General features: G+C 58.7%; 14 protein-coding genes and 1 pseudogene. 6 read left to right on the top strand and 9 right to left on the bottom strand.

Annotated features, from left to right (window positions below; all coding sequences use genetic code 11):
* Positions 1–135 precede the first annotated feature (135 nt).
* A complete protein-coding gene (pheP, locus tag CWM52_RS22660) occupies positions 136–1,512 on the bottom strand; it encodes a phenylalanine transporter (protein WP_100686149.1) in 1,377 nt (458 codons plus the stop codon).
* 198 nt (positions 1,513–1,710) lie between these two features.
* Positions 1,711–3,195 (bottom strand): aldehyde dehydrogenase family protein, encoded by a 1,485-nt coding sequence (locus CWM52_RS22655; protein ID WP_100686148.1) that lies wholly within the window; start codon positions 3,193–3,195, stop codon positions 1,711–1,713.
* A 159-nt stretch (positions 3,196–3,354) separates the two neighbouring features.
* On the opposite strand from CWM52_RS22655, the gene CWM52_RS22650 reads away from it, so the two are divergent.
* The 4 genes from CWM52_RS22650 to CWM52_RS22635 all read left to right on the top strand — a co-directional run bounded on the left by CWM52_RS22650 (position 3,355) and on the right by CWM52_RS22635 (position 7,261).
* Positions 3,355–4,656, top strand: a complete 1,302-nt coding sequence (locus tag CWM52_RS22650; RefSeq protein ID WP_100686147.1) for an NAD(P)/FAD-dependent oxidoreductase — start codon at positions 3,355–3,357, stop codon at positions 4,654–4,656.
* Between the two features lie 13 nt (positions 4,657–4,669).
* Positions 4,670–5,035 carry a cupin domain-containing protein gene (locus CWM52_RS22645; RefSeq protein WP_100686146.1) on the top strand — a complete coding sequence of 122 codons (366 nt, stop codon included), beginning with the start codon at positions 4,670–4,672 and terminating at the stop codon, positions 5,033–5,035.
* A gap of 191 nt (positions 5,036–5,226) precedes the next feature.
* A complete protein-coding gene (locus tag CWM52_RS22640) occupies positions 5,227–6,726 on the top strand; it encodes an APC family permease (protein ID WP_100686145.1) in 1,500 nt (499 codons plus the stop codon).
* Positions 6,704–7,261 (top strand): DUF3156 family protein, encoded by a 558-nt coding sequence (locus CWM52_RS22635; protein WP_100686144.1) that lies wholly within the window; start codon positions 6,704–6,706, stop codon positions 7,259–7,261. Before CWM52_RS22640 ends, CWM52_RS22635 begins: the two co-directional genes overlap by 23 nt.
* Positions 7,262–7,339: 78 nt before the next feature.
* Here CWM52_RS22635 and CWM52_RS22630 read toward each other — a convergent pair whose 3' ends face one another.
* The 3 genes and pseudogenes from CWM52_RS22630 to CWM52_RS22620 all read right to left on the bottom strand — a co-directional run bounded on the left by CWM52_RS22630 (position 7,340) and on the right by CWM52_RS22620 (position 10,446).
* Positions 7,340–8,455 carry a class II histone deacetylase gene (locus CWM52_RS22630; RefSeq protein WP_100686143.1) on the bottom strand — a complete coding sequence of 372 codons (1,116 nt, stop codon included), beginning with the start codon at positions 8,453–8,455 and terminating at the stop codon, positions 7,340–7,342.
* Between the two features lies 1 nt (position 8,456).
* A pseudogene (locus tag CWM52_RS22625) lies at positions 8,457–9,646 on the bottom strand (MFS transporter).
* 116 nt (positions 9,647–9,762) lie between these two features.
* Positions 9,763–10,446 carry a helix-turn-helix transcriptional regulator gene (locus CWM52_RS22620; RefSeq protein ID WP_100686142.1) on the bottom strand — a complete coding sequence of 228 codons (684 nt, stop codon included), beginning with the start codon at positions 10,444–10,446 and terminating at the stop codon, positions 9,763–9,765.
* A gap of 533 nt (positions 10,447–10,979) precedes the next feature.
* Here CWM52_RS22620 and CWM52_RS22615 point away from each other — a divergent pair.
* Together CWM52_RS22615 and CWM52_RS22610 are read left to right on the top strand one after the other, a co-directional pair.
* On the top strand, positions 10,980–11,756 hold the full coding sequence (locus CWM52_RS22615; RefSeq protein ID WP_100686141.1) for an SDR family NAD(P)-dependent oxidoreductase: 777 nt from the start codon (positions 10,980–10,982) through the stop codon (positions 11,754–11,756).
* A gap of 25 nt (positions 11,757–11,781) precedes the next feature.
* The gene (locus tag CWM52_RS22610) at positions 11,782–12,573 is read left to right on the top strand and encodes a MoaF C-terminal domain-containing protein (RefSeq protein ID WP_100686140.1); all 792 of its coding nucleotides are present in this window, start codon (positions 11,782–11,784) and stop codon (positions 12,571–12,573) included.
* Between the two features lie 38 nt (positions 12,574–12,611).
* Here CWM52_RS22610 and CWM52_RS22605 read toward each other — a convergent pair whose 3' ends face one another.
* The 4 genes from CWM52_RS22605 to CWM52_RS26550 all read right to left on the bottom strand — a co-directional run.
* Positions 12,612–13,565 (bottom strand): aldo/keto reductase, encoded by a 954-nt coding sequence (locus tag CWM52_RS22605; RefSeq protein WP_100686139.1) that lies wholly within the window; start codon positions 13,563–13,565, stop codon positions 12,612–12,614.
* A 132-nt stretch (positions 13,566–13,697) separates the two neighbouring features.
* Positions 13,698–14,474: an ABC transporter substrate-binding protein gene (locus CWM52_RS22600; protein ID WP_100686138.1), complete on the bottom strand. Its 777-nt coding sequence runs from the start codon at positions 14,472–14,474 to the stop codon at positions 13,698–13,700.
* Between the two features lie 19 nt (positions 14,475–14,493).
* A complete protein-coding gene (locus CWM52_RS22595; protein WP_100686137.1) occupies positions 14,494–15,672 on the bottom strand; it encodes a M20 aminoacylase family protein in 1,179 nt (392 codons plus the stop codon).
* Positions 15,673–16,157: 485 nt separating this feature from the next.
* The coding region (locus CWM52_RS26550; protein ID WP_206057732.1) for a hypothetical protein at positions 16,158–16,386 on the bottom strand (229 nt) is incomplete at its 5' end.

The following is a 16,386-nucleotide window of genomic DNA, read 5'->3' as shown; positions in this document are numbered from 1 at the left end:
GTCGTTGATGCCATGTTGTCCGCCCTCAAAAAAGCAATCGATGACAAAAAGAAGATCCTGCGCAAAATACGCTAAGCGCGAAGACGATCGCAAGAAAAGGCGGACTGCCCCGGCGAAGGCCGGGGCAAGGAGACATTACGCCGGACGGCGCAGCAGCTTAAAGACAATAAACAGGAACAGGATCCATACCGGCAGCAGGATGGCCGACAGACGCATGCCGTCGATGGTGCACATCAGCAGCAGAATCAGCGCGAGGAAGGCGATACAGAGGTAGTTGCCACCGGGCGCCAGCAGCGCTTTGAACTTCGGCTCGCGTCCTTTGCGACGCTGGGCCGCGCGGAACTTCAGGTGCGCCATGCAGATCATTATCCAGTTCAGCAGCAGCGTCGCCACCACCAGCGCCATCAGCAGACCCAGCGCTTTCTGCGGCAGCAGATAGTTCAGCAGCACGACCAGCGAGGTTATCACCCCGGAGAGGAGCAGCGAATTGACCGGCACGCCGCGTTTGCTGACGCGGGCCAGAAACTTCGGCGCATTGCCCTGTACCGACAGGCCGAACAGCATGCGGCTGTTGGAGTATACGCCGCTGTTGTAGACCGACAGCGATGCTACCAGAATGACAAAGTTCAGCGCAGAAGCCACCACGTTACTGTCAAGATTATGGAAAATCATCACGAACGGGCTGCTGTCGGACTTGATTTCCAGCCACGGATAGAGTGCCAGCAGCACCACCAGCGAACCGATATAAAACAGCAGAATACGGTACACCACCTGGTTTACCGCCTTCGGAATGCTCTTTTGCGGATCTTGCGCTTCGGCGGCGGTAATACCAATCAGCTCCAGGCCACCGAAGGAGAACATAATCACCGCCAGGGACATCACCAGGCCATGCCAGCCGGTGGCGAAGAAGCCGCCGTGGCGCCACAGGTTGTCAAATCCGGCTTTGCTGCCGCCGTGACCGCCAAACAGCATCCACAGGCCAAAGCCAATCATGCCGATAATCGCCAGCACTTTAATTAAGGCAAACCAGAACTCCGCCTCGCCATACAGGCGAACGTTAACGAGGTTAACGGCGTTGATGATGATAAAGAAGGCCGCCGCCCAGACCCAGGTCGGCACATCCGGCAGCCAGTACTGCATATAGATGCCGGCGGCGGTCAGTTCTGCCATCCCCACCAGCACAAACATCACCCAGTAGTTCCAGCCGGAGAGAAAACCAGCAAACGGCCCCCAGTATTTATACGCGAAGTGGGCAAAGGAGCCGGATACAGGCTCTTCGACCACCATTTCGCCAAGCTGGCGCATGATCAGAAAAGCGACGATCCCGGCGATGGCATAGCCGATCAGAACCGCCGGACCGGCCATCTGAATCGCCGGTCCGATCCCGAGAAACAGGCCGGTACCGATAGCGCCGCCGAGGGCGATGAGCTGGATATGTCGGTTCTGTAAACCGCGATGAAGCGTCGGGCCGCTCTCCGCTGTGGCATCTGACTGCGTTGACGCGTCTTTCACGTCTTTCCCCTGTGAGTGTTGATGAAGGGGCACCTTTTAACACTTCTGCTCGCCCGACTTCAAGTTGCAGATGCGTTGATTGCGCGGCAATGGGTGCCGCCAGCCGGATGGGAGACGGCAAATAAACCGGCCGCGCCCGGCGCAGAGCGCGGCCTGACATGGGATGAGCGGCCAACAATCCCGGCCAGTTACGCCGGACTAATAGCGCACCATCACCGATTTCAGTTCGGTGTAATCATCGATAAAGGCGCTGCCGAACTCGCGGCCAATTCCCGAGCCTTTCATGCCGCCAAACGGCACCGCCGGATCGAGGAAGGTATGCATATTCACCCAGACGATCCCGGCGTTAATCGCCCCGGAATAGCGCAGCGCCTTGCGGATATTCTCCGACCAGACGCTGGCGGCCAGGCCAAATGGCGAAGCGTTAATGCGGGACAGCGCCTCCTCTTCACTTTGGTAGCCGATAAAACTGCACACCGGACCGAAGGTCTCCTCCTGCATCAGCGTGCTGTTTTCGCTCCGCACCTTCACCGCCGTCGGCAGGACAAAATAGCCGTCGCCGGGCAGCGCTTCGCCGCCGCACACGATGGTGTCCCCCTCTTCCCGCGCCTTCTCAATCAGCTGCAGTACTTTCTCAAACTGCACCCGATTAGCCAGCGGCCCCATCAGCGTCTGCTCATCCAGCGGCGAGCCGGGGCGTAGCGCTGACAGGCGCTGTTTCAGTATTTCCAGCACCGCATCCAGCTTGCCCTGCGGCAGATAAAAGCGCTCGGCGGCGGCGCAGATTTGCCCCTGATTCAGATAGCCCGCTTCGATAATGCCGCCCGCCATCGCCTCGGGGGTGAGATCGTCGAGAAACAGCGCGGCGTTTTTGCCCCCCAGTTCGAGGGTGACGCGTTTTCCGGCGCCGATCGCCGACTGCTGAACTTTCTCGCCGGTCGCCACCGAACCGGTGAAGCTGACCTTGGCGCAGGCCGGGTGGGCGATCAGTCGCTGGGCGATGTCGCCGCCCGCGCCGTTTACCACGTTAATCACCCCGTCCGGGATCCCCGCCTCTTTCGCCAGCTCCGCAACCCGCAGCAGCGTCAGCGGCGTATATTCGCTCGGCTTTATCACGATGGTACAGCCGCACACCAGCGCCGCCGCCAGCTTCCAGATGGCGATCATTATCGAGAAGTTCCACGGCACTATCCCTACCACTACGCCAACCGGCTGGCGGCGAGTAAAGGCCGTGTACTGCTCTCCGGCCATTGACGGGAGCGAGACATCCAGCGTTTCGCCGGTCACCTTGCCTGCCCAGCCGGCAAAGTAGCGCAGGAACGCCACCGACTGATCCAGCTCAAGCATTCGCGCCAGGCCGATGGTTTTCCCGGAGCACAGGCTCTCCAGTTGCGCCAGTTCCTCACGATGGCTGGCCAGCAGATCGGCCAGCCTGAGCAGCAGCGTGCCGCGCTGCAGGGTCGGCATCGCGCGCCAGCCGTCAAACGCCTGGCTGGCGCTGGCCATCGCCAAATCCGCCTGCCCGACGTCCGCCGCCGTCACTTCGGCAATCGCTTTGCCGGTGGCGGGGTTTATCACCGCCAGCGTCGGTCCGTTGCCGGGCAAAACCTCTCCGGCAATAAACTGCCCGTGCGGTTGGCGTAAAAAAGCTGTTACTTCAGCAAGTAAGGTCACGTCGCTCATCGGTGGCACCCGTTGTTGCAGGAAATGTTCCCCATCACATCACGCCGGAAACAGGCTGCCTATCGTTCTAAAGAACGTCATTCTTTCGGACGATATTCAGCGCCCCGCCGCCATGCTGTGATGGGGGTCTTAGCCAGGCGAGACAGACAGGGTAACGCTATGAATATCAAAATCGATGCGCTGAACTACTACGGCGCCACCAAAAAATATCAGCTGCATTTTCCGGCGCTGCAGGATGATATTGAAGCCGATGTGGTGATCATCGGCGGCGGCTTTTCCGGTATCAACACTGCGCTGGAGCTGGCAGAACAGGGCATCACCAACGTGGTGGTACTCGAAGCCCGTCATTTAGGCTACGGCGGCACCGGCCGCAACGGCGGCCAGGTCATGGCCGGCATTGGTCACGACATCGAAGCGGTGAAAAAACACGTGGGTAAAGAGGGGCTGGAGACGCTGTTTAAAATCTCGAACCTTGGCGCCGGAATCATTCGCGAACGGATTAAGAAATACAATATCGATGCCGACTTTGTTGCGGGCTACGGCTATCTGGCCTACAACCAGCGTCAGCTGAAGACCCTGCGCCAGTGGGAAAAAGAGTTTAAGGCCGCCACTCCGGATGAGGATATCGCGCTCTATACCGGCAGCGATGTGCAGCAAATCGTGGGCTCCGACGTCTACTGCGGCGCGCTCAAGCATATGGGCGGCGGGCAGATCCACTCTCTGAATATGCTGCTGGGTTCGGCAAAAGCGGCCCACTCATTAGGGGTGAAAATTTTCGAATCCTCTCCGGTCGTTGAGGTGAATTACGGCAAAGAGGTGCGGGTTCGCACGGCGATGGGCAGCGTAAAGGCGGCTAAGCTGCTGTGGGCCTGCGATAGCTTCCTCAATAATCTGGAGCCGGAGATCTACAACAAGACGCTGGTGACCTACTCTTATCAGGTCTCAACGGAACCCCTTTCCGATGAGCTGATCGAACGTATCAGCCCGCTGCGCGGCGCCTTCAGCGATATTCGCCCGGTCATCAACTACTACCGCATTACCCGGGAAAACCGCCTGCTGTTCGGCAGCGCCACGCGCTACCTTGAATATACGCCGAACGATTTTGCTGCCTGGAACCGCACGCTGCTGGCGGAAGTGTTCCCCTATCTTAAGGATGTCAAAATCGACTTCGCCTGGGGCGGCCCGATGGCCTGTAGCGCGAACCTGTTCCCGCAAATCGGCACCCTGCGCGATCGCAATAACGTCTTTTACGTCCAGGGGTATTCCGGGTTTGGCGTTACCCCCTCGCATATCGTGTGCAAAATTCTCGCCGAAGGCATTAACGGCGGCTCAGATCGTTACCGCCTGATGAGCAGTATTCCCCACGCGACAATCCACGGTCGTGACAGCCTGCGTCTGTTGCTGGTCACCGCCGGAAAACTCATGCATCAAACCGCCGGCTACTGGAAAGGCCGGAGTTAACCAGGAGAACATCATGCAAGCATTCAAACTCGATCAACCGGTTCCTGAACTGCAGCCTATCGGCAGCGTCAGCCTGCTGGGCGCAACGCCAACCGAAGGCGATCCGCAGGTAGCGGGCGCTATGGTTTACGGCGAACCGCAGGACGCCTTTACCTGCGGGCTGTTTTCATCGACTCAGGGGAGTTTCACCATGACCTATCCGTTTACCGAACACGCCACCGTACTGGAAGGCGAAGTGGAGCTGACCGTATCGGGCGGCCAGCCGCAGCGCTTCTCCCCGGGCGACAGCTGGTTTGTGAAACAGGGCACCGAAGTGGAGTGGAAAATTCTCACCCCGCGCTTCGTCAAACACTACCTGGCGAACGTCGAAAGCCGCTAATAAACGCAGACAATCCCCGGTGCCCGGCGGCGGGGATTGTATTCATGCACCCGATCACAGATTCACCCGCCGTTCTCCACCTTCAGGACGATATTCATTGAGCCGGATGCCAACCTAAATTATGACTATCCGGAATGGCTATTCACTTCCAGCCACTCCCTGCCCTAACCACTCTTGTGCAGAGGTTGACTATGTTCAGTAAAAGACTCGCCGGCCATCTTGAACGCGGCGTCGTCGGCTTTCCTACTACCCTCGCCAGCTCCGTCGGACTGATTATGGCCAGCCCGGTTATCCTGACCGTGACCAGCGGTTTCGGTATGGGTGGCGATACCTTCGCGCTGGCGGTCCTGCTGGCGTTTATCATGATGCAGGCGCAGGTCACCACCTTTGCCGAAGCGGCGACGCTGATCCCCACTACCGGCTCGGTATATGACTATATCGCCTGCGGCATGGGGCGCTTTTTCGCCATTACCGGCGCGCTGTGCGCCTATCTGATCGTACATATTTTTGCCGGCACCGCGGAAACCATTCTCGCCGGGGTGATGGCGCTGGTGAACTTCGAGTCCATCAGCAGCCAGATGGCCGCTCATCAGAATACCTGGATGGTCGGCGTCGGGATGGTGGTGGTGTTCGGCCTGCTGAACGCTATTGGCGTCGAGATCTTCGGTAAGGTTGAAGTGGTACTGACCTTCGGGATGTGGAGCACGCTGACCATCTTCGGCCTGTGCGGGATTTTTATGGCGCCGGTGACCCACCTCTCCGGCTGGTTCGGCACGCCGCTTAACGTCAGCGATCTCTCGGGCCTGTTCGGCTATATCGGCATGGCGATGTTTATGTTCGTCGGCTGCGAGCTGGTCACCCCCATGGCCCCGGAAATCAAACAGGCGCACCGGACCATTCCGCGTGCGATGGCGCTGGGCCTGCTGGGCGTCGCAAGCTGCATGTTTATCTATGGCGCAGCCATCAACCGCCAGGTCGAGAACGTGGTGCTGGACGCGGCCAACAACGTCCATCTGCTGGATACGCCGATGGCCATTCCGGCCTTCGCCGAACGGGTGATGGGCCACGCCGGACAGTACTGGCTGGGCGTCGGCCTGCTGCTGGCGGGCTGCGCGACCATTAATACTCTGATGGCCGCCGTCCCGCGGATTATCTACGGCATGGCGCTGGATGGCGCGCTCCCGCGCTTCCTGACCTGGCTGCACCCGCGCTTCAAAACGCCGGTTATCGCCATTGCCATTGGCGTGGCGATTCCCTGCCTGCACGCCTGGTATCTGAACGGCAATATCGATCGTATCGTGCCGCTGATCCTTGCCGCCGTCTGCGCCTGGGGCGTCGCCTATCTGCTGGTGACCCTCTCGGTGGTGCTGCTGCGTATTCGTCGTCCGGACCTGCCCCGCGCCTACCGCTCGCCGTGGTTCCCGCTGCCGCAGATTATCTCCAGCGTCGGGATTATTATCGCCATCATCAATATCACCCCGCCGGGGATGGACAAGCGCGAAGTGCTGGTGCCGTTCGGCATCATGCTCGGCCTGACCGCCGCCTATGCCCTCTTCTGGACGGTGTGCGTCCAGCGGGTCAACCCGTTCCGCCCGGTACCGGTTGAAGAGGTGGTGGAACGCGCGATTGGCAACTATGAGAAACAGAACCAAGGGGAGATGACGCCAGATGCCCTCCGTCCCCTCGTTTAGTACGCCGCTGATGAATGCGGTGCAGCGCGATTTAGCCGGCTGGGACAGCGAAAAGCTCAGCGAGCGCAGTGCGGTGCTGCACCTGAACGCCACCACCGACGTCACTTTCAGCGTTCGCCAGAAACGGCTGTTTATGGCCAGCATTCACAGCTGCGAATTTGTTGTCGAGGGGCCGGTCACCCGGCCCGCTGAGGGTAACATTCGCGCCCATCAATCCGGCTGGCTTAAACGCCAGCCGGTGACCTTCCGGGCGGCGAAACCGGCCGCCGACCTCGCCCGTTACCTCAACCTGTTTCCGCGTTTACAGCAGACATTGAGCGAACTGGACTACCGCCGCTTCTCTTTAACCATTGATAACCAGCGCTGGCGCTGCTGCATTGAGCCGTGGGCCGCCAGCGAAGTGGTCTGCAAAATGCCGCCGCTGCGCCGCTATCTGCGCCTCGAAAAGCACCAGCGGATGCTGCTGTTGAGCGTTATGAATATGCTGCATCAGGCGATCGGTCAGTGGATGACGCAAACGGCGACAGAGAAATGACATAAAAGAGAAGTGAAACAGAGTCCCACCCAGGAGAGCGCTTCTCCGCCTGTATCGATAGCGGAGAAGCGATGGAGATTACTTCAGCCCACACCGCTGCGCCAGTTCATCAATCGCCTGACGCTGGAAGCGGGTAAAGGCCTCACGCGGCTGCTGTTGCTGAATAAACGTCAGCAGCGGATCCTCAACCTCGGTTTTTACCCCGCTTAACGCTTCCATCACCGCCAGCCCGCAGAACGGCACATAGGATTCGGCATAGCCCCCTTCATGAACCAGCACCAGTTTGCCGCCGCACAGGCGATCGGCCGCCTCCTGCACCCGTTCGGTCATGGCGCGGAAGCTGTCGCTGTGGAGCAGCATTCGCGCCAGCGGGTCCATGGCGTTGGCATCGTAGCCGCAGGCGACGATAATCAGCTCTGGTTCAAAGCGCGCCAGCGCTGGCAGCACGATCGTTTCCAGCGCATAGCGCCAGCCGTCGTCCCCGGCGCCGGCCATCAGCGGAACATTGATGTTGTAGCCAGCGCCGACGCCGATCCCGCGATCGTCCTCTCCGGCATAGCCCGGCGGAAAACAGCCGTCCTGGTGCAGCGAGATGGTCAGCACATCGTCACGCTGCAGATAGATATGTTGCGTACCGTTCCCGTGGTGCACATCCCAGTCGAGGATCGCCACTTTCCCCAGCCCGAGCCGCGCCTTCGCCCGCTCCACGGCAATGGGAATGTTGGCGAGAAAGCAGAAGCCCATCGATTGATCCGGTAGGCAGTGGTGCCCCGGCGGTCGCGACAGCGAGTAGGCATTATCCAGCTCGCCGCTCAGCACCGCCTCAACCGCGGCGCAGGCCAGCCCGGCAGAAAGGCAGGCGATTTCATAGCTGCCCGGCCCCAGCGGCGCCTCTTTGCCCAGCAGGCCGCCGCCGCTATCGCTGATTGCCTTAAAGCGCTCCAGATAATGCGCCGGGTGAATACGGCGCAAATCTTCTTCGCTGGCGGCCGCGGCACCGCGCAGCTGAAGCTGCGCAGTCAGGCCCGCGACATCCATCAGATTTTTCATCCGGCGCTTGGTTTCCGGCGATTCCGCATGGCCGCCCCCTGCCGGAGGCTGCACCCAGCCGCCAACCGGCAGCGTCACCGCATGCAGCCCGGTACTGTGCCAGAAACAACGTTCATCAAAGAAGAAACCGGTTTTTCTTTTCACTCTATCCTCCCGTTGGCTCACTCTTCCCGGCGGACGAGGCCGCCAGAATTAATCCTGCTGAGATCAGCGCGCAGCCGCCTGCCGCCGCAAGCAGCGCATCGGCGCTGGAAAAACGTTGTAGCAGCGCCCCGGCCAGCGCCGGACCGGCCGCCATCCCGCCGCCAATCACCAGATTGATGCTGTTCATCAGGCGACCGTTGTTATCCAGCCCGGCAACCCGCGCGAGAATAAACGGCAGCACAAAGGTCCAGGTGAATTTGAACAGCAACGCGGCCAGCGCGAAGCGCACCAGCAGCGGATGGCTGAGGAGCAGCACAATGCTGAGGATCAGCAGGCCGTAGCCCAGCCAGACCGGTATCCGGTCCGGGCGCCGCGTACCGCGCAGCGCAGCGCCGCCCGCGCCGATAATGCCGAACACCGTCGCGGCCGCCAGCACCATGCCGATTTGCGCCGCGCTCAATTCCGCCGCGCTGCCGATGGTGCCGATAAACGTCCACACCGCGCTGAGGCTGATGTAAAAAGTGAGCACCGCCAGCACCGCGCACAGTTTACGTAACGGCGCGATCGCGGGCGGCTGGCGGGAAGCGGCGGACATCGGCTGAAAGCGCGAAGGAAATGCCGGGACCAGCGGCAGACAGCAGAGCATGATCGCGGCGAGGATCAGGTACACCACCTTCAGGCCGAAGCTGGCAAACAGCGCCGGTAACACCAGCAATCCCACCATGCCCAGCAGCAGCTGTCCCAGCACCCAGAAGGCATACACCCGGGAAGGATTGGCCGTTCCGGCCGCACAGCTGATACACAGGATCATCAGAGTGCCCCCCGCCAGCGAGGCGATGAAGCGGACGATCAGCAGCGTTTCGTACTGACTGACCGCCGATGAGACAAGATTCGCCACCAGAAAGACCGCGCAGGCACACAGGGCCACGCGGCGCCAGTCCAGACGACTCATCCACCACCATGCCGGCAGCGTCGCAAGGCTCATGGCGCCAAGTTCGGCGGAAAAAGATAGCCGATCTCTACGGGCGTCAGCTGCCATTCGCTGGCCAGTTGCGCGGCGACCGCTGGCGCGGTCATCAGAATCCCCGGCGCAACGGCCGCGAAAATGACGATAGCCGCCAGCAGGCGGGCGGTGAAAACCAGCCCGGACGGCTGGGATAAAAGCTTTTCGGCAACAGGCGTACTCGACATCGTGGTGCGTGCTCCAGTCAAAAAGTCTCCCCCCGGACAGCAGTCCTGGGAGTGATACCGTCAGGCATCAGGAAAACGCCGCGGTCAGCGGCGCGCGCGGGATGCGATGAGTCAGATTACAGATGCAGCGTGCGCTGAGCGGATGGCATCCAGGTTCGGGAAACAAGCTCGGTACGATTGACCACTTCGGTCTTGGCAAAAATATTGCGTAAGTGGGTTTTCACCGTGGAGAGAGAAATATCCAGCTGACGGGCAATCAGCTTATTACTGGCCCCTTCGCGGACCATGCCAACAATTTCACGCTCTTTCGCCGTCAGCATCGCCGGCAGGTCATCCTCTTGCTGGAGGCAATCGTGGATGGCCAGTTCCACCAGCGGCAACACCGCCTGGGCGCGCAGACGCTCCTCGCTGGAAAACGCGACGTCGCGCATTAAGGAGATACCGGCAATAATCCGCCGGTCGCGGCGAATAAAGACTTCGGTCATGTCGCGAACATTATTCGGCAACATAAACTCATGATAGTAATGACGGTTGCGGTCACAGACGCCTGGGGTCATCGCCGCCATGGTAATCGCCTGATGACTAAAGCGGGACGGCAGCAGCGGATCTAACGGCTGAAAACACTCCAGATATTGCTGGTGCGTATTCGCGGAAATGTTATGCAAAATATAATGTTCTGGTTTTAAACCATTATTGACCCGATAAAACACCGCCGACGACAGTGGAATTAACTGTGAAATAGTCAGTAAACAACGGGCAATTATCGCATCATTACGACTGGCTTTTAATAAAGCAGACATGATCCCTCCCGTCGAGGTGAAAGTGCGTTAAACGCGGATGAGCAACGATACAAGAAGCATACATTTCACATTTAAGTAACACAATCATTAACATATTAACAATGTGATATCGGTTACAAAATTTTATTTAACTAACTGTTAGTTAAAGCATTAATATTCAGCATGTCGCTGTGTTATCGAAATAACGTTAAAACATAAACAAAAGTTATTAACTTTATGTTCTGACGCCGCCCGGTTCACATTCTCACGTTTTTCAGCCGCGATCTCGTCCTTTAGAACGATAGTCTTTTTAAATGACTCCTCTATACCTGATAAATATGACGCAAATCATTTTCATCAGGCGCTTAACTCTTCAGGCAAGCGCAGGATTTTCTGCTGCCCGGAAAGAGACGCGGGCAAAAAGAATAAACCGGGGCTGAGTGCGCGAGCACGGCCCGGCGCCGATATCGGACGGGTTTGGTGATGAATACTGAGCAGGCGGACTGTTCAGGCTTATCTAAAGGACAAAGCAGACGCTTTTGGGGAGAGAGACGATGGGTCGAGTGGTAGTGATTACCGGCGGCGGTACCGGGATTGGCGCCGCCTGTGCGCGACTGATGGTGGCGGCGGGCGAGACAGTGTTCATTACCGGCCGCCGTCTCGCTCCGTTGCAAACGCTGGCGGAAGAGACCGGCGCCGTGGCACTGGCGGGCGATGCCGCCAGCGGCGATGAGTGGCAGACGCATCTGCTGCCGACGATTGTTGAACGCGCGGGCCATATCGACGTTTTAATCTGTAGCGCGGGCGGCATGGGCAACGGCGCCGCCGTCGAGACCAGCGATCGGCAGTGGCGTGCGGCGCTGGAGAGCAATCTCGACAGCGCGTTTGCCAGCGTCCGCGCCTGCCTGCCGTCGCTGATTGCCCGGCGCGGCAACGTGCTGTTTGTCGCCTCAATAGCCTCCCTCGCCGCCGGGCCGCAGGCCTGTGGTTACGTGACCGCCAAACACGCAGCGATCGGTCTGATGCGTTCAGTCGCGCGGGATTATGGCCCGCAAGGGGTACGCGCCAACGCCATTTGTCCCGGCTGGGTAACCACGCCGATGGCCGATGAGGAGATGCAGCCGCTGATGGCCGCGCAGGGCATCAACCTTGAGCAGGCCTATCAGCAGGTGTGTCGCGACGTCCCGCTGCGCCGTCCGGCCAGCGCGCAGGAGATTGCCCTCGCCTGCCAGTTCCTCTGCTCCCCGCAGGCGTCGATTATCAGCGGCGCGACGCTGGTTGCCGACGGCGGCGCCAGCGCGGTGGATGTCCCGACGCTGGCATTTGCTTAACGTTTTTACACCACAAGGATCTCACATGACTTCAGAAGCCGTATTTATTCAGGTCGGGGCGCTTGCAGACGGCTTTGCCCCTCACGGCAACGTCCTGCCGGCCGCCTCGATATCTGATGGAACATCCCTGACCTTTTATTTGGCCGACGGCGCCTGTCACCGGCTGGCGATGGTTGATGCCCACGCCCTGCTCTGGGACGGGCAGCTCGTTGCCGGGCGCGTGACCGCCATTCGCCCCGATGTACTGTTGATCGATTTTCTCGATCCCGGTAAGGAAAACGCCAGCATCAGTGCGGTGTGCAACCTGACGCAAAATAACGCTACCCTGGTCTACGGTCAGTTGCCGACGGAGCAGGCCGCACGCCTCGATGCGTTCAGCCGCGTCGAGCAGGGTCTGCCGCTGACGGCAGTCGACGTCCACTTTCATTTTGCCCGTCTGAACCGCGAGCCGGGGCCGCTGCCGACCTTCACCCGCGCGCTGGTGGGGATGCGTAACCAGTACACCTACAGCCCGACTGAACGTTATGAGCATATTTATCTCAACGATAACTTCTATGCCTGGCAGTGTCTGGACGGCGTGGAGAAAGGTCTGGCGGATGTCGATCGCTGTCACTACGTGCAGGTGGCGGACGATCTGACGCTGTTCGTCTGGCGCGAGAAAATCATTCCGACGCTGGGGGTTATCCTTATCGATCTGCAACTGATGCGCACCGACGGCAAGATTCTCGGCTATCAGGGAAGCGATTTTGCCGCGCTGAGCAATTTCCCGGTCGGGGCCAGCGCGCAGATTCTGAATGTGACGAACCATGCGTCCTGAGCGTAGCGCCGGAGCCTGACGGCTCCGGCACGTCGTCGTCAGGCGCTGGCAATCTCCAGCCGCGCCAGCTGGGCGGCATTCAGCGTCAGTTGAGCGGCGCGGGCAAAACTTTCGACCTGGGCCACGCTGGTGGCGCTGGCAATCGGCGCGGTCACCCCTTCCCGACTCATCAGCCAGGCCAGCGCCACTTCACCCGGTTTTGCATGGTGCTGAGCGGCGACCTCTTCCAGGGTATCGATAATCCGCATTCCGCGCGGGTTGAGATACTTCCCAATGCCGCTGCCGCGCTGGCTTTGCGCCAGATCGGCCTGCTGGCGGTATTTACCAGTCAGGAAGCCGGAGGCGAGGCTGTAGTAGGTGACGACGCCAATTTCCCGGCTGACGCACAGGTCGCACAGCGCCCCCTCAAAAGCGGCGCGGTGATAGAGATTGTATTCCGGTTGCAGCACCTGCCAGGCCGGCAGCCCCTCTTTACGCGCCACCTCCAGCGCCGCGGAAAGCTGCTGGGCATCCAGATTCGAAGCCCCGGTCGCGCGAATTTTTCCCGCCTGCTGTAGCGCGTGAAAAGCGCTCAGCGTCTCGGCAACGGGGGTTTCCGGGTCCGGCCAGTGGGCAAAGTAGAGATCGATATAATCGGTGTTCAGACGGCGCAGTGAGTTTTCCACGGCCTGCTGGATCCAGGCTTTCTGCAGCCCTTTTTGCCCGGGCAGCCCTAAATCCGAGCCCACTTTGGTGAAGATTTTGACCTTATCACGCATCCCCGGACGCGCCTGCAGCCAGCGGCCAATCAGGGTTTCCGACTCGCCGCCCTGATTGCCGTCCGCCCAGCGGGAATAGACATCGGCGGTATCAATGGCGTCAAAGCCGTGGTCGACAAAAGCATCAAGAATGGCAAAACTGGTTTTTTCATCGCAGGTCCAGCCAAACACGTTGCCGCCGAAGACCAGCGGCGCGATGGAAAATCCGGTTTTGCCCAATGGACGTGTATTCATGCCGTTCACTCCTTATCGCTTATATTCTGCATCCTTCGCCAGGCCGCAACGGGCGGGAAAGAACCATGAGTGGAGAGTCAGAAAAGGAATCTTGCGGCGGGCCTGTCCGTGCCCGCCGGATGCATTACAACATTATGTCCCGGAATAGACGTCAAAGCTAAAATATTTACCCGACAGTTTTTTATAGGTTCCGTCGGTGAGAATCTGCGCGATCGCGCGGTTAATTTCCTGACGCAACGCATCGTCCTCTTTTCGCAGGCCAATCGCCGCCCCGGCACCGAACAGCTTATTATCCTGTAAATTTCCGCCAACAAAGGCGAAATCTTTACCCTGCGGCTGTTGCAGGAAGCTGTAGTCCGCCATCATTCCGGAGAGCACCGCGCCATCAATACGCCCGGATTCCAGATCCCGCACCACGCTGTCAGCGCCCTGATAGGCCACGATATTAATGCCCGACGGACGCCAGTGCTGGTTGACGTAAGTCTCCTGCGCCGAGCCCTGCTCCACGCCGATCGTTTTGCCTTTGAGCTGCTCTGGCGTATTGCCGGTCAGCGTATTTTTACGCGCCACGAGGAACACCGGGCCGTTGTACAGCTTGTCGCTAAAGCCAATCTGCTCTTTGCGTTTCTCGGTCATATACATGCCGGAGAGAATCGCGTCGAATTTACGCGCCTTCAGCGCCGGAATAATGCCGTCGAAGTTGCTTTCCACCCACACGCATTTCGCCTGCAACCGCTGGCAGATGGCGTTGCCTAAATCAATATCAAAACCCGCCAGCTTGCCCTGCGGGTCTTTCCATTCGAACGGTGCAAAAGTGGGATCGACGCCAAAACGAATTTCTTTTTGTTCTGCGGCCAGTGCCGATGTGGACGCCATCAGCGCGACCCACAGCAGTAGTGATTTTTTCATTATTTACGAGCTCCAGAGATCAACGGCAGTGTGTTTCAACTAAGCGGGCGAAAAACGACGCCCCGGTGGTAATAATGTCATCGTTAAAGTCATAGCCAGGGTTATGCACCATGCAGCCGCCTTTATCGCCCTTCTCGCCGTTACCCAGCAGGAAATAGCAGCCCGGACGCGCCTGCAGCATAAAGGCGAAATCCTCGCTGGCGTTCATCGGCGCAACGGATTCCAGTACCTGTTCGCTGCCAAAGACCTCCAGCGCTAATGCTTTGGCGAAGGCGGTCTCCTCCACGCTATTGGTCAGCACCGGGTAGGAGTCGTAGACCTCAATCTCGCTGGTGGCGCCGTAGCTTTTGGCGGTAAATTCGGTGATGTCGTGAATCCGTTTGATCAGCAGATCGCGCACTTCCGGCTTCATCGCCCGCACGGTCAGCTCCATGACCGCGCTTTCCGGGATCACATTGGAGGCGATGCCCGCCTGGAAGGTGCCGACGGTCACCACGGCGGTTTCCCCCGGCGGCACGTTACGGGCGACGATACTTTGCAGGGCCATCACCAGCGCCGAGCCGGCGAGAATGGGATCGACCGCGCGGTCCGGGTGAGCGCCGTGGCCGCCGTAGCCGTGAATGGTTATCTTGACGGTATCCGCCGACGCCATAAAGTTGCCGGCGTAGAAGCCCAGCTTGCCGACCGGCAGCCCGGGCATATTGTGCAGCGCAAACACGCAATCACAGGGGAAGCGCTCAAACAACCCGTCTTTTATCATCAGGTCCGCGCCGCCGATGGCCTCTTCCGCTGGCTGGAAAATGACGTGCACCGTGCCGTTAAACTGGCAGGCCGGCGAGGCAATATATTTAGCCGCCGCCAGCAGGATAGTGGTGTGGCCGTCGTGGCCGCAGGCGTGCATTTTTCCCGCCACGGTGCTGGCCCAGGGTAATTCCGTGGTTTCAACAATCGGCAGCGCGTCCATATCGGCGCGCAACCCAATCGTACGTGATGAATGCCCTTTGCTTAGCGATCCCACCAGCCCGGTTTTCCCCAGTTCGCGGGTCACCGTATAGCCCCACTGCGCCAGTTTTTCCGCCACCAGCTCGCTGGTATTAAACTCTTCCAGACTTAATTCCGGGTGGGCATGTAAATAATGACGGATCGCAATCATTTCTTCTTCAGCTGCTTTAATTTCTGGAATCACAAAATGGCTCATGCCGTTCTCCGGGAAATAAGAAATCGATATTCCGCTTCATTCAAGCTTCAGCTAAACGAACGTTGGAAAATGGGATGCCAGGACCCCAAAACGTGAAGGATGAAGAATAAACTCAGACTCAATAACTTATCTGGATAAGCATTTAATGCAAGTAAGATTTCTGATTTCCGGCGTGCGTCTCATCTCATTTACTAATGATTATTCAGCTAGTTACCGACAATACAGCAAAGAAGGAGGCGTGCAACAGCCTGTAAAAAATCATGCTAATAAATTTTATTTTAATAGTGATACAGACCATAAATATGGCGAAATTTAAATATAAACCTTTAATTATTGGACCATCAGCGCGCTTTTATTCCACAATCACCACGCCTGAATCAGCTTATTCAATATCTTCAGATTGCCTCGGCAGGCGCCATATTGCGGGCAGTGAGCACGCAGCAGAACCGCGATGATGTACCGCCAGCCAGCAACGCTACCCGTATTCAAAAATACCCGTGAAACACTGAGTAAACTCGATTCACTCTCGCCGAAAGCCCGTCGCGAGGCAGGTATTGCACCGGCGTTAATATCCATTGTCGTAAATGAGGGCGCAAAAAAAGGCCGCTTTCGCGCTGAGGGATCCCCAGAAAAAGAAGGATAAAACGAGACAGGCATAACGCGATGTGATCTACTGATTTTTCCACAAATTCAATAAGATCACCGCTATGCCTG

It is taken from the genome of Raoultella sp. T31, from assembly GCF_002806725.1.
In the GTDB taxonomy this organism is placed as follows: domain Bacteria; phylum Pseudomonadota; class Gammaproteobacteria; order Enterobacterales; family Enterobacteriaceae; genus Klebsiella; species Klebsiella electrica.
The sequence above is the reverse complement of the archived record's forward strand: the minus strand, read 5'-3'. Positions and strand labels throughout refer to the sequence as shown.

What these genes read in the sequence shown, in the direction of transcription:
- CWM52_RS22655 (WP_100686148.1), bottom strand. Translation starts at nt 3,195, where the DNA reads ATGAGCGACGTGACCTTACTTGCTGAAGTAACAGCTTTTTTACGCCAA.
- CWM52_RS22650 (WP_100686147.1), top strand. Translation starts at nt 3,355, where the DNA reads ATGAATATCAAAATCGATGCGCTGAACTACTACGGCGCCACCAAAAAA.
- CWM52_RS22645 (WP_100686146.1), top strand. Translation starts at nt 4,670, where the DNA reads ATGCAAGCATTCAAACTCGATCAACCGGTTCCTGAACTGCAGCCTATC.
- CWM52_RS22640 (WP_100686145.1), top strand. Translation starts at nt 5,227, where the DNA reads ATGTTCAGTAAAAGACTCGCCGGCCATCTTGAACGCGGCGTCGTCGGC.
- CWM52_RS22635 (WP_100686144.1), top strand. Translation starts at nt 6,704, where the DNA reads ATGCCCTCCGTCCCCTCGTTTAGTACGCCGCTGATGAATGCGGTGCAG.
- CWM52_RS22620 (WP_100686142.1), bottom strand. Translation starts at nt 10,446, where the DNA reads ATGTCTGCTTTATTAAAAGCCAGTCGTAATGATGCGATAATTGCCCGT.
- CWM52_RS22615 (WP_100686141.1), top strand. Translation starts at nt 10,980, where the DNA reads ATGGGTCGAGTGGTAGTGATTACCGGCGGCGGTACCGGGATTGGCGCC.
- CWM52_RS22610 (WP_100686140.1), top strand. Translation starts at nt 11,782, where the DNA reads ATGACTTCAGAAGCCGTATTTATTCAGGTCGGGGCGCTTGCAGACGGC.
- CWM52_RS22605 (WP_100686139.1), bottom strand. Translation starts at nt 13,565, where the DNA reads ATGAATACACGTCCATTGGGCAAAACCGGATTTTCCATCGCGCCGCTG.
- CWM52_RS22600 (WP_100686138.1), bottom strand. Translation starts at nt 14,474, where the DNA reads ATGAAAAAATCACTACTGCTGTGGGTCGCGCTGATGGCGTCCACATCG.
- CWM52_RS22595 (WP_100686137.1), bottom strand. Translation starts at nt 15,672, where the DNA reads ATGAGCCATTTTGTGATTCCAGAAATTAAAGCAGCTGAAGAAGAAATG.